The 11,919-nt window shown below is 62.8% G+C and carries 11 protein-coding genes; 4 read left to right on the top strand and 7 right to left on the bottom strand.

What is annotated here, in order from left to right; all coding sequences use genetic code 11:
• Positions 1–144 precede the first annotated feature (144 nt).
• Positions 145–1,725: an aldehyde dehydrogenase (NADP(+)) gene (locus ACJJV2_RS06085; protein ID WP_405278986.1), complete on the top strand. Its 1,581-nt coding sequence runs from the start codon at positions 145–147 to the stop codon at positions 1,723–1,725.
• A gap of 128 nt (positions 1,726–1,853) precedes the next feature.
• Here ACJJV2_RS06085 and ACJJV2_RS06080 read toward each other — a convergent pair whose 3' ends face one another.
• Positions 1,854–2,774 (bottom strand): LysR substrate-binding domain-containing protein, encoded by a 921-nt coding sequence (locus ACJJV2_RS06080; protein ID WP_405278984.1) that lies wholly within the window; start codon positions 2,772–2,774, stop codon positions 1,854–1,856.
• A gap of 177 nt (positions 2,775–2,951) precedes the next feature.
• On the opposite strand from ACJJV2_RS06080, the gene ACJJV2_RS06075 reads away from it, so the two are divergent.
• A complete protein-coding gene (locus tag ACJJV2_RS06075) occupies positions 2,952–3,920 on the top strand; it encodes a DMT family transporter (protein ID WP_405278982.1) in 969 nt (322 codons plus the stop codon).
• Positions 3,921–4,094: 174 nt separating this feature from the next.
• On the opposite strand, the gene ACJJV2_RS06070 is transcribed toward ACJJV2_RS06075, so the two are convergent.
• The 6 genes from ACJJV2_RS06070 to ACJJV2_RS06045 all read right to left on the bottom strand — a co-directional run bounded on the left by ACJJV2_RS06070 (position 4,095) and on the right by ACJJV2_RS06045 (position 10,026).
• Positions 4,095–5,378: a TRAP transporter large permease gene (locus ACJJV2_RS06070; RefSeq protein ID WP_024952532.1), complete on the bottom strand. Its 1,284-nt coding sequence runs from the start codon at positions 5,376–5,378 to the stop codon at positions 4,095–4,097.
• Positions 5,375–6,004, bottom strand: coding sequence for a TRAP transporter small permease (locus ACJJV2_RS06065; RefSeq protein ID WP_405278979.1), 630 nt, complete (start codon positions 6,002–6,004; stop codon positions 5,375–5,377). Before ACJJV2_RS06065 ends, ACJJV2_RS06070 begins: the two co-directional genes overlap by 4 nt.
• 3 nt (positions 6,005–6,007) lie before the next feature.
• Positions 6,008–6,982 (bottom strand): TRAP transporter substrate-binding protein, encoded by a 975-nt coding sequence (locus ACJJV2_RS06060; protein WP_405278977.1) that lies wholly within the window; start codon positions 6,980–6,982, stop codon positions 6,008–6,010.
• Positions 6,983–7,437: 455 nt separating this feature from the next.
• Positions 7,438–8,337, bottom strand: a complete 900-nt coding sequence (gene folE2, locus ACJJV2_RS06055; protein WP_405278975.1) for a GTP cyclohydrolase FolE2 — start codon at positions 8,335–8,337, stop codon at positions 7,438–7,440.
• Between the two features lie 139 nt (positions 8,338–8,476).
• The gene (locus tag ACJJV2_RS06050) at positions 8,477–8,905 is read right to left on the bottom strand and encodes a DUF4440 domain-containing protein (protein ID WP_405278973.1); all 429 of its coding nucleotides are present in this window, start codon (positions 8,903–8,905) and stop codon (positions 8,477–8,479) included.
• A gap of 80 nt (positions 8,906–8,985) precedes the next feature.
• A complete protein-coding gene (locus ACJJV2_RS06045; RefSeq protein ID WP_405278971.1) occupies positions 8,986–10,026 on the bottom strand; it encodes a zinc ABC transporter substrate-binding protein in 1,041 nt (346 codons plus the stop codon).
• 126 nt (positions 10,027–10,152) lie between these two features.
• Between ACJJV2_RS06045 and ACJJV2_RS06040 the strand changes: the two genes are divergently transcribed.
• Both ACJJV2_RS06040 and ACJJV2_RS06035 read left to right on the top strand, forming a co-directional pair.
• Positions 10,153–11,037, top strand: coding sequence for a metal ABC transporter ATP-binding protein (locus ACJJV2_RS06040; RefSeq protein WP_405278969.1), 885 nt, complete (start codon positions 10,153–10,155; stop codon positions 11,035–11,037).
• Positions 11,037–11,891: a metal ABC transporter permease gene (locus tag ACJJV2_RS06035; RefSeq protein ID WP_405278966.1), complete on the top strand. Its 855-nt coding sequence runs from the start codon at positions 11,037–11,039 to the stop codon at positions 11,889–11,891. Before ACJJV2_RS06040 ends, ACJJV2_RS06035 begins: the two co-directional genes overlap by 1 nt.
• Positions 11,892–11,919: the final 28 nt, after the last annotated feature.

Here is an 11,919-nt window from a genome sequence, read left to right as displayed (position 1 = left end):
GCTATCGCATCGCCTACGGACGCTGCCGCTGTCCCCAGCTCCACCGCTACTACACCCTCTATTACGACCTCTACTGCAACCCACACGACACCCATGGCCTGACTCAACCTGCCTCAGGGCTTCACTTATCAAGGAGAAGAGACGATGTCACTCAACGGTCATCAGCTTATCGGACAACGCAGCTTCGCCGCTCAGGGCGAGGCGATCCACGCCATCAATCCGGCGACGGGGGAGCGTCTGGAGCCTGCCTACCCGGGCGCCGACGCGAGTACGGTGGAAGAGGCCTGCCAGCTGGCCAGCCAGGCCTTCGATGCCTATCGCGCCACGTCGCCCGACGCGAGAGCCGTCTTCCTCGAGACCATCGCCGAGGAAATCGATGCACTGGGCGACACCCTGACCCAGCGCGCCATGCAGGAGACCGGCTTGCCCGAGGCACGCCTGAACGGTGAACGCGGCCGCACCTGCGGGCAGCTCAAGCTGTTCGCCAAGGTACTGCGTCGCGGTGAGTGGCAGGATGTGCGCGTCGATCCTGCGCTGCCGGAACGTGCGCCCCTGCCGCGTGCCGACCTGCGCCAGCGTCAGATCCCGCTGGGTCCGGTGGCCGTCTTCGGGGCCAGCAACTTCCCGTTGGCCTTCTCGGTGGCCGGTGGCGATACCGCTTCCGCGCTGGCCGCAGGCTGCCCGGTGGTGGTCAAGGGACACTCGGCTCACCCGGGCACCTCGGAACTGGTCGGTCAGGCCGTGGCGCGCGCCGCCAACCGTTGCGACATGCCGGAAGGCGTCTTCTCGCTGCTGTTTGGCCCGGGCAATGAGGTCGGCCAGGCGCTGGTCAAGCATCCCGAGATCCAGGCGGTCGGCTTTACCGGCTCGCGCAGCGGGGGCACCGCTCTGCTGGCCCTCGCTCAGGCGCGCCCGCAGCCGATTCCGGTCTATGCCGAGATGAGCAGCATCAACCCGGTCATCCTGATGCCGGCCGCACTGGAAGCCCGCGGCGAAGCGCTGGGCAGCGCATTCGTCGGCTCGCTCAACATGGGCGCCGGTCAGTTCTGCACCAACCCGGGGCTGGTGCTGGCCGTCAAGGGCGAAGCACTGGAGCGCTTCAAGCAAGCCGCCATTCCCGCCATCCAGGCAAGTCCGGTGCAGACCATGCTGACGCCGGGCATCCACAAGGCCTATGCCGAAGGCGTGGCGAGCCTGTCCTCACAGCCCGGCATCACCTGCCTGGCCAGTGGCGAAAGCGACTCGCCCATCGCCAGCCCCTGCCAGACCCAGCTGTTCAGCACCCCGGCGAGTGACTTCCTGGCCAATGAAGCCATGCAGGCGGAAGTCTTCGGCTCCAGCTCGTTGATCATCGAATGCGATGATCTCGCTCAGCTCAAGCAGGTCTGCAGCGCGCTGAAAGGCCAGCTGACCGCCACTCTGCACCTGGATGACGCCGATCACGATGCAGCACGTCAGCTGCTGCCGGTGCTGGAGCGCCGCGCCGGACGCATCCTCGTCAATGGCTGGCCGACAGGGGTCGAAGTCTGTGACGCCATGGTCCACGGTGGCCCCTGGCCCGCCACCTCCGACAGCCGCACCACCTCAGTCGGCACCGCCGCGATTCACCGCTTCCTGCGCCCGGTCTGCTATCAGGACCTGCCGGATGCCCTGCTGCCACCGGAGCTCAAGCATGCTCCAGCAGAAGGCATTAGCCGCTTGGTGGATGGAGAGCGGGAGGGGTGATACCCCGCCATTGAACAAGGTGTAGTGCAGTTCACGCCTGCCAGAAGAGCCACCCCACGGGGTGGCTCTTTCATGTTCAGGGCTCATGTCTAGACACTGTGCTCAGGGCTCATGTTCAGACATTCTGCTCAGTCCTTCTGCCCTGTCACACCGCCCTCTCCAGCCTTGGCGATCAGCCAATCCCGGAACAATCGCGCGGAGGCCGAGAGCGGTCGATCGAGATCAAACACGAGATGCTCCGCGAGGCCGGTGATCGCACGATGATCCGTGACACGTACCAGCTCGCCCTTGGCGATGGCGTCTGCCGCCATGAAATCCCACGCCAGCCCGATGCCGGCGCCTCGCTGAATGGCGGCGTAGGTCAGCGTGAGCTGATTGAAGGTGATGTCGGACTTGGGCGGGCGGTAGCGAATACCGAAATGGGCGAACCAATGAGACCAGTCCATGCAGTTCCAGGAGGAGTCCAGCTGAATCAGCGGACGCTGGGCCAGCTCTTCCAGCGAAAGTCCCTGCTCCTTGATCACATCCGGGCGCGCCACCGGATAGATATCTTCGTGAATCAGCGGCGTGGCACCCAGCGCTGGCCATTCGCCGTCGCCATAGAGGATCGCGAGATCATGGTCCGGCACCATGCTGGCATCCATCTCGTTGCTGGCATGGATGTGCACGGTGATCTCGGGGTGCTCGGCGCTGAAACTCAACAGGCAGGGGAACAGCCAGTACTGGGAGACGGCATGCGTTGCCAGCACGCTGACGGTGTCAGGGTGCTGCAGTGCACGCAGACGCTGCCCGGCCATCTCGACCCCTTGCAGTGCCGGGACTATGTGCTGCTGGTAGAGCATTCCCGCCTTGGAAAGCGTGACACCGCGCGCCTTGCGCACGAACAGCGGCGTGCCAAGTGACGCTTCCAGCGCGCGAATCTGCTTGCTGATGGCGCTCTGGGTCAGGCACAGCTCATCGGCGGCACGGGTGAAGCTTCCCAAGCGACTCACGGACTCGAAGGCCGCGAGTCCCTCCAGTGAGGGAAGATGGCGGAAACGTCCTGCCATGGTGGCTCCCTGTATTTGGAATTGTGTCTGTGTTCGTCATTGCGCTCGCGCGGATGGCTCCAGGCAGCTCTCGCGCCGCACATTCCTTGATGGAATGGCTGGATGCGGCAAAGTCGCTGCTTCATCGCTAAGTAACGCATTAGAGTGGCCCCTTGATCAAGACAAGGGCAACTCATCATGAAGAAAGCAATAGTCCATGCTGGCATGGCAGGTGCCCTCTGGGGAGGCGTCATCGTGTTGCCATCACTGCTTGGTGACATCCATCCAGTGGTCATCAGCTGCGCACGTTTCGGGCTCTATGGGCTGTTTGCCGCGGCGATCGCGTTGCCCCATGCTCGCCGCCTGTCTGCTCGCCTCACTACACGCGATACCCGCTTGCTGCTGGAGTTGGCACTGACAGGCAATGTGGCGTATTTCATCCTGCTGACGGCGGCCGTCCAATATGCCGGCGTGGCCATCGCGGCATTGATCAACGGGCTGGTGCCGGTGGCGGTGATGTTGATCGGGAGACGCCATATTCAGGCGAGCCGCCTGTCCGTGAGCCTGTCCCTGACGCTGATCGGGGTGGGAATCGTCTGCATGAACGTGCCTGTTCTGCTTCGCTTCCTGCAGGGCGCAGGAGAGTGGCGAGACCTGATTGGCGTGCTGTGTGGCTCGCTCGGCGTGATGTCCTGGGCATGGTTCGCGCTGCGCAATGCCCAGCAGCTCAAGGCCGGTCGTTTTTCCGCGCGAGAATGGTCCACCCTGCAAGGCATCGCGACCGGGGTCGTGGCAGTGATGATTCTTGTACTGGTCGCCGTCTTGCAGCCGCGGATATTGCCGCTGGAGCTCTCGTCTGAACGCTGGCTGGCCTTCGCTGCCGCAGCCCTGTTCATGTCGGTCGGAGGCTCCTGGATCGCCAATGCCCTGTGGAATTCCTCGGCCCAGCGCCTGCCGGTATCGGTAGGCGGACAGATGATCGTCTTCGAGACCTGCTGTGCGTTGCTCTACGGATATCTGCTGGCATGGCAATGGCCGCAGACCAACGAAGTGCTGGGCATGCTGTTGATTCTCGGCGGTGTGATGTGGACGCTGCGCGCCGAGCAGCGTGTGGCCGGCCCTCGAAAGGCTGTGGGTGGTGTACCTGTTACTGGATCAGAACAGTGAAATACCCCGCCTGATGAAGTCTGGCCTGGCCGATGGTCATTCCCCGCACATTTCACTCGCCTATTTCACTCACCTATTTCAGACATGCCAAGGCCGCCTCAAAGGGCGGCCTTGGCATGTCTGGCGGGCAGTCTCCACCACTGCCCTCTCAACCATTGCTCTCAGCCATAGCTATCAACCATAGAAGTGCTCGACAAGACTCATGGGAATCGCCGGCACGTAGGTGACCAACATCAGCACCAGGAAGAGCACGAAGATCATCGGCAGATTGACCTTGGTGGTTTCCCACATGTCCGTCTTGGCGATGGAGCATGAGGTGGCCAGTACCGAGGCAACAGGCGGTGTCTGCTGACCGATGGCTAGATTGAGGGTCAGGATCAGGCCGAAGTGGATGGGGTCGATGCCGATCTGCTGGATCAACGGCATCACGATCGGTACCACCAGAATGATGGCAGCGGCACCATGCAGGAACATGCCGAGCAGGAGCAGCAGGATGTTGAGCAACGCCAACACCGCCACCGGGTCCGTGGTGATCGCGGTGATCTCCTGGGCAAGCTGTTGCGGCAGCTGCATCTCGGTGAGGAAGAGCCCCAGCACCGCGGATGTGGCGACCAGCAGCATCACGACGGAGGTCTGGATCACGCCATCGATCACCGCGCGATACAGCACCTGCAGGTTCAGCTCACGGTAGACCAGGCCCCCGATGACCAGCGCCGCCAGCACGGCGATGCCTGCGCCTTCGGTGGCGGTCACGAAGCCACCGAAGATGCCGCCCAGAATGATGACCGGCAGCGTCAGGGCCCAGAAGGCCTCGCGAAACGCCTTGCCGAGTGTCGACAGCGAGAAGGCAGCCTCGCGCGGCATGTCGTACTTGCGGGCGTAGTAGTAGCAGAGCATCGCCAGCCCCAGACCACCCAGAATCCCCGGGATGATGCCGGCGACGAACAGCTTGACGATGGACGTGTCCGCGATGGCCCCGTAGAGAATCATCGACAGCGACGGCGGGATGATGATGGCAAGCGACGCCGAAGACGACGTGATCGCCGCCGAGAACTGCGGCGTGTACTTGCGCTTCTTCATCTCGGGAATCAGCACCGAGCCCGTGGCTGCCACATCGGCCACCGCAGAGCCGGAAATCTCAGCGAAGAACAGCGATACCCCGACATTGACCATGGCCAGACCACCGCGCACGAATCCGACCATGGCCGTGACGAGGTTGATCAGTCGCATGGAGATGCCCGAGGTATTCATCAGCGCGCCGGCCAGAATGAACAGCGGAATCGCGATCAGCGGGAACTTGGTGGCGCCATTGAAGAGCGTCAGCGGCACGTTCACCAGCGCATCCACGCCCATGAAGATCACCACTCCGACGACCCCGACGGTGCCGATGGCGACCGCAATGGGCACGTTGATCAACACCAGTGCGAACAGCGCCGCGATAATGATCAGTAGCGTCATGAACGGTGCTCCTTGAGGTCTTGCTCGGCCAGACGGATGGCTTCCGCGATCTCTTCCTCTTCGCTGTTGACGCCTGCACACATCTTGCGCCAGGCGTGAGGCAGACTCAGCAGTTCACACAGGATGAAGAGCGCCGCACTGATCGGAATCACCGACTGGGTGACATCCAGACCGATGGTCGGCAAGGCGATGAGGGAGTCCCAGGCCAGCACGTCCAGCACCTGGTAACCGAACCAGCCCACCACGGCAAAGAATCCGATCACGATTAGCTCAGAGGTAATGAACAGCGTACTGCGCAGTGCGATAGGCGCCTTGGTGATCAGACCAGGGAAGCCCATGTGGGAACGCTTCAGAGCCGCCAGACCAGCGCCATAGAAGCTGAGCCAGGCCAGATTGATCGAGGCGACTTCGTCATACCAGGGCAAGGAGCCACCGAAGGTACGCAAGGCCACCGCCGCCAGCACGATCACCGTCAGCGAGAGCAGCAACCCGACGGTGAACACTTCCAGGCAGCGTTCCACCACCTTGTTGACTCTGTCCAGCAGGGTCACATCAGCCGTGGCCGTCAGTCCTTCCCCACTCTCGGTGGGGAAGGTTGCCTTGGCCGCATGGGAATGCGAGCTCATGACTTACTCCTTGGCCAGTGCCATGGCCCGGTCAACCATCGCCTGGCCACCGTCGACCTTGTCGGAGAACGCCTGATAGACCGGCGCACTCGCGGTGACGAAGGCATCCCGATCCACCTCATTGACGGCCATGCCGCCCGCCTTGAGGCTCGCCAGCAGCTTGTCATCCAGTTCTGCACCCTTGGCGAAGGCCCAGCTCTGGGTCTCGGCGGACACCTCGGCAATCGCGGCCTTTACCTCCTCGGGCATCTTGCCCCAGCCGGCCTGACTGCTGGTCAGCCAGATGGGCGAATAGACATGATTGGAGAGTGACAGGTACTTCTGGACCTCCTGGAACTTGGCGCCATCGATGTTGGACAGCGGGTTCTCCTGGCCGTCGACCACCCCGGTCTGGAGTGCCACGAAGACTTCCGAGAAGGCCATCGGTGTCGGATTGGCGCCCCACGCCGTGAACATGCCGGTACGCCATTCGCTCTGCGGGGTGCGCAGCTTCAGACCGTCCAGGTCTTCCGGCTCCACCACGGGATGTTCATTGTTGGTGATCTGGCGGAAGCCGTTCTCCCAGGTGGAGACCAGCTTGAGGCCCTTGGCCTTGGCATCCTCGGCCAGGTCCGTCATCACGATCTCGTCATCGATGCGCTTGAGATGCTCGCGATCCTTGACCATGAACGGCATGTCAAACAGTGCAAAGCTTGGCGAGACGGACGACATCACCGAGGAAATCGCGGCCAGATCGACCGTGCCGAGGCGCAGCTTCTGGATCAGCTGGCGCTCATCGCCCAGCTGGCCACTGTGGTAGTACTCGACCTGATGCTCATCCCCGAGTCGAGCCTGCAGGCTATCGGCGAAATGTTGCGCAGTCTGGCCCTGCAGACTGTTGGGGCTACCGCCGATGGCAAACACGATCTTCTCGGCATGTGCAGTGGTGGTACCCAAGGCGGCGGCTAACAGCGTGGCGGCAAGCATGGCTCGCTTCATTGTCGAATCCCTTTGATTGTTCTGTTGTGGGGTATGGACGTATCGGGTCTGGCTTGCCGCTTGATCACTCCGGACCTGAGTCTGTGTTGGCGAGACTGACTCACGTGCGTCACGTTCAAATTCCACCCCTCAAGTGGACTGCAAACCATACCAGATGAAGCAAAACTTAGTCGTCCACTGCCGCATCGGTCAATCACAGCGCCGCAGAAATAGACCTTTGTCTAGCGAAACACGCAACAATCCCCCTTCCCCGACCTCATCTGGACTGGATGGCAAACCACATACCGACATCAACCATCTGCTGCCGTCAGCCGCGGTGTCTGGAGGTTTTCAGCCCTGCAAAACCAAAAGCCCCGCCGATTTCCTCGGCGGGGCGTGCATGCGGATCAGAGACGTAACGCCTCGAAATAGGGCGTAACTGAGGAACGAAGCTGAAGAACCAGACTGGACGTCACTCAGTCACGGCGACCCCAGGCCACGGCGTCGTGGGGATGAAGGCTTTCGATATGCCGTACATGCACATGTGCCTCGCCGTCTGAGATCGCCAGGCCATTGATCAACCTGCGTGCGGCGTCTTCGACGAACATCAGGTTCTGTCCATTGAGCGCCGCGAAGGCTTGCTCATCGGCGCGTTTCACGGCCGTCTGGACCGGAGTGGCCACGGCCTGTTCGATGGCATCGATCAGTGCGATCAGCCCCAGACCCTGCGCCGTGGGTTTCAGCTCGACCTGGACCTGCGCCTCGCTGCGCTGGCTGTGAGGCGTGGCCAGGGTGGCGTTATGGGTGAGCCACTCGGCGACCTGCTCAGGCGTCAGCGTGGTGGCATTGCGATGAGCCGCCAGAAAGGCCTGCTCGATCAGCTGGCGCGACAGGGCCGCCGAGCACGGACAGGTGGAGGAATAGCCCACGGTGACACTGGTCTGCAGCGTGAACCTGCCCTCGTGCAGGCTGGCCTCCAGCGTGACGGGGTAGGACTTCCAGCCTGAGAGCTTAGGCGTGACTAGCGCCGGACGCTTCACCAGCAGCGCGAATTCCAGCCTGACGCGGGCATTGCGCGAGGCGCAGTCGTGATGTCTTGCCACCATCGCGGCGAGCACCTCCTGCAGATTGCCAGGGGTCAGTGGCTTGCCCTCTGCCAGCCCATCCAGCAGGCGGTAAAGGCGCGACATGTGAATGCCCTTGGTGTGCGGCATCGGCAGGTCGACCTGCGCATCCACGCGGGCATGCAATTCACGGCGATAATCGCCCTCCTCGATGAGTACAGGCAGATCGATCCCCTGCATGCCCACCCATTCCAGGGGACTCAAGGAGCGCGAGCGCTCGGTCAGGGAAACGTCGGGGAGTATTGCGGTCATTCGTCAGATATCCAAAGCGGCCCTCGTCAGTGACCGCCTCCCTCAGGATGCAGGAAGGCGGCACTGAGCTCAGCCGAAGTGTGGGGAGTGTAGCGAGAAGCAAAGAACAGAGCGCGGACGACTCGCCATCAGCGCAGGATCATCCCGCCAGTCGCGAGGAATGATGACCGGTGATCTTCCACTCGCCGAGAATCTCCTCGAAGGTGAACAGAAAACGGGCCGCAATCGTGACCGTCTCGTCAGCGGCGCGATATTCGAAGGTGTAGTGCCCTCCGATCACGACGGTACCCAGCTTGCGACTGACTCGGGGTGAGTGCTCCCCCAACTCGCAGGCCAGCGCTTCATTGGCGAGAAAGCCATCGAAGTAGGCCTGACGTTGCTGGCGATTCTCACGCACATCATCGGCGACCGTCGGCACCAGAATCGCGTCCTCTGCATAAAGCGCGAGAAGCGTCTCCTTCTCCCCGCGCGTGACGGCGATCGCCCAGCGCTCCAGCGTGCGTGTCGCGGCATTGATGCAGAACTCTGCGTCACGTTCACTCAGCGGTGGCGATGTCGGGTGGGGCATGCGGTGGCTCTCCCTTGAGGATGAGGCGCTTGAGAAAAGACGGGGGCCGACAGCGCCCCCGTCGTCGTGTCACGGGGCGATCAGGCGTCGGCACACCCAAGGATGCCCTGCCCCAGGCGCTCGATCAGCTGCGGATACAGCGTCTCGCCCAGCGGCAACCCGACACCCAGCGGCTCGAAGACGATGGAGGTCTTGACGCCGGTGCCCTCGAAGACGCTCTCGATCAACGCAGGGTTGTACTGTGGCTCTCGGAAGACGCACTGGATGTCGTCCTGCTTCACGCGCGCCTGGATCTTCTTGACGCGGGCCGGGCTGGGGGTGGAGGCATCGCCCAGTGAGATGGCACCAGACGCCGGCACATCGAAGCGATGCTCGAAGTACTGATAGGCATCATGGAAGACGATGTAGCGAGTGCCCTGCACCTGTGCCAGACGCGCTGACAGTGACTCGGTCAGCGCCTCGAGCTCCTGCTGCCCCGCCTGGGCATTGCTGCGATAGGTCGCCGCGTGCTCCGGATCCTGTGCCGCCAGTGATTCCGCAATGGCGCCCAGCCAGGCGTGAGCATTCACCGGGTCCAGCCAGCCATGGGGATTCTCGCCGTCATGACCATGCTCGTCGTGATGCTCGTCGTGATCCGCATGGGCTTCGTGATCACCATCGTGATGCTCGTCGTGATCCGCATGGGCTTCGTGGCCACCATGCTCGTCGTGCTCTTCGCCATGCGCGGAAGACGCTTCATCAGCGTGATGATGTGCCTTGAAGGTGGGCCCCTCGCGATAGGTCAGGTGCAGGGTGCCGGGCACCTCCATCAACTCGACGGCATCGGCATCCGCGGCCAGCGACGCACGCGCCTTGGCAAGCCAGGGCGTCAGCTCATCACTGACGAAGAACACCGCATCCGCATCCGACAGTGCCCTGGCCTCGGAGGGACGCATGGAATAGCCATGCGGTGAGGCGCCAGACTGGATGACCAGATCGGGGCTGCCCAGCTCCCCCATGACACGTGCCACCAGTGAGTGCACCGGGGGGATGTCCACCGCGACCGATGGCACCTCGGCCACTGCCACGGCAGGTGCCAGCATCAGGGGCAGAGAGAGGGAAGGCAGTAACCGATGGCGCATGGCGGTTCTCCAATAGAAGCGAAATCACGGAAGGAAGATCGAAGGCTGCAATGGCCACCCTCAATATGTTATAACATAACATTAATGGTCACTGACCCGTCAACTCTTCAGCGCCAAGAGGTCCCCATGTCGCTGTTATCGATCAAGAATCTGTGTGTCACGCTCGGCAGGCATCGCATCCTCGATGCGATCGATCTCGAGGTTGAGCGCGGCGAAATCGTCACCCTGGTAGGCCCCAATGGCTCAGGCAAGTCCACGTTGCTGCGCAGCATCATCGGGGCGGTGGCCCCGACGAGCGGGCGGATACATCGTCAGCAAGGCTGCAGAATCGGCTACGTGCCCCAGCGCCTGAGCCTGGACCCGACGCTGCCGATGACGGTGGTGCGTTTCCTGAATCTGCCCCATCGCCATTCGCGCGCGGCAGTGGAAAATGCCCTGGCGCAGGCCGGCATTCCCGGTGTCGAGCAACAGCAGATCGCCGACCTCTCGGGGGGACAGTTCCAGCGTATTCTGCTGGCCCGTGCCCTGATGGATTCGCCCGACATATTGCTGCTCGATGAGGCAACCCAGGGGCTGGATCACCGTGGCATCGCGGATTTCTACCGTCAGATCGATCGTGTCCGCCACACCCTCGGTTGCGGGGTACTGATGGTCAGTCACGAGCTGCATGTGGTGATGCGCGCCTCCGATCGTGTCGTCTGCCTGCATGGCCACGTCTGCTGTCAGGGCACGCCTGAGCGCGTCATGGCCTCATCGGCCTACCAGGATCTGTTCGGGCTCGATACCGCTGACGCCCTGGCCTTCTATCGCCATGAGCATTCTTCTGCTCACTCTCACGATCACTCTGACTCTCACACCCACTCGCCCGCTGACGCTGCGCCCACCTGTCGGCCCGCGTCCAGACCTGCACCTGCACCCGCGCCTGCAGCCAAGCCTGTGCTCAAGCAGACAACGCAGAGTCGGGAGCCAACGCTCCAGCTCATCGCACCGACCGCAGAGGGATGTCACTGATGTCGGAGGGACTGATACTGGATGACTTCATGCTCCGCGCCGCCCTGGCAGGCATTGCCGTGGCGCTTGCGGCAGCGCCGCTGGGCTGTTTCGTCGTCTGGCGACGCATGGCCTATTTCGGCGACGCCACGGCCCATGCCGCGATCCTCGGCGTGGCGCTGTCGCTCTTGATGTCCACCTCGATTCTGGCCGGCGTGCTCGTCGTCTCGCTGATCATGGCGACCCTGGTCACGCTGCTCAGCGGACGCGGCTACGCCATGGACACCCTGCTTGGCGTGATGGCGCACTCCGCACTCGCCTTCGGACTGGTGGCCGTCTCCTTCCTGCCCGGCGTGCGCATTGACCTGATGGCCTATCTGTTCGGCGATATTCTGGCGGTCAGCAAGACAGACCTCGCAATCATCGCCACTGGTGGCGTGCTGGTCATCGGCCTCATCTACTGGCGCTGGTCGGCGCTGCTCACCGCCACCCTGAATGAGGACCTGGCGCGTGCCAGCGGCATCAACCCGCGACGCGAGCAGCTGGTGCTGACACTGTCGCTGGCTGTGGTGGTCGCGGTTGCATTGAAGGTGGTCGGTGCGCTGTTGATCACCGCGCTGCTGATCATCCCGGCGGCCACGGCGCGCCGCTTCTGTCACACCCCGGAACTGATGGCGATCGCCGCGGCCATCATCGGCGGAGTCTCCACCACCGGCGGACTGCAAGCAGCTTACTGGCTGGATACCCCCACCGGCCCCACCATCGTGTGCCTGGCCACCCTGCTGTTTGCCCTGAGCAGTGCAGCGGCACGCATCTCACGCCTTGTCACACGTCTTGTCTCACAGACCAGCAGCGAAGCGTCTGCTCGAGGGTGAGCTGGTGCATGCCCATACAGAGGCCCGA

This window comes from Cobetia sp. Ld8 (genome assembly GCF_045066615.1).
Classification (GTDB): Bacteria; Pseudomonadota; Gammaproteobacteria; order Pseudomonadales; family Halomonadaceae; genus Cobetia; species Cobetia amphilecti.
This window is presented reverse-complemented; position numbering and strand designations above follow the sequence as displayed.

Excerpts from the sequence above, each read along its gene's own strand:
- ACJJV2_RS06085 (WP_405278986.1), top strand. The coding sequence starts at position 145 with ATGTCACTCAACGGTCATCAGCTTATCGGACAACGCAGCTTCGCCGCT.
- ACJJV2_RS06080 (WP_405278984.1), bottom strand. The coding sequence starts at position 2,774 with ATGGCAGGACGTTTCCGCCATCTTCCCTCACTGGAGGGACTCGCGGCC.
- ACJJV2_RS06075 (WP_405278982.1), top strand. The coding sequence starts at position 2,952 with ATGAAGAAAGCAATAGTCCATGCTGGCATGGCAGGTGCCCTCTGGGGA.
- ACJJV2_RS06070 (WP_024952532.1), bottom strand. The coding sequence starts at position 5,378 with ATGACGCTACTGATCATTATCGCGGCGCTGTTCGCACTGGTGTTGATC.
- ACJJV2_RS06065 (WP_405278979.1), bottom strand. The coding sequence starts at position 6,004 with ATGAGCTCGCATTCCCATGCGGCCAAGGCAACCTTCCCCACCGAGAGT.
- ACJJV2_RS06060 (WP_405278977.1), bottom strand. The coding sequence starts at position 6,982 with ATGAAGCGAGCCATGCTTGCCGCCACGCTGTTAGCCGCCGCCTTGGGT.
- folE2 (WP_405278975.1), bottom strand. The coding sequence starts at position 8,337 with ATGACCGCAATACTCCCCGACGTTTCCCTGACCGAGCGCTCGCGCTCC.
- ACJJV2_RS06050 (WP_405278973.1), bottom strand. The coding sequence starts at position 8,905 with ATGCCCCACCCGACATCGCCACCGCTGAGTGAACGTGACGCAGAGTTC.
- ACJJV2_RS06045 (WP_405278971.1), bottom strand. The coding sequence starts at position 10,026 with ATGCGCCATCGGTTACTGCCTTCCCTCTCTCTGCCCCTGATGCTGGCA.
- ACJJV2_RS06040 (WP_405278969.1), top strand. The coding sequence starts at position 10,153 with ATGTCGCTGTTATCGATCAAGAATCTGTGTGTCACGCTCGGCAGGCAT.
- ACJJV2_RS06035 (WP_405278966.1), top strand. The coding sequence starts at position 11,037 with ATGTCGGAGGGACTGATACTGGATGACTTCATGCTCCGCGCCGCCCTG.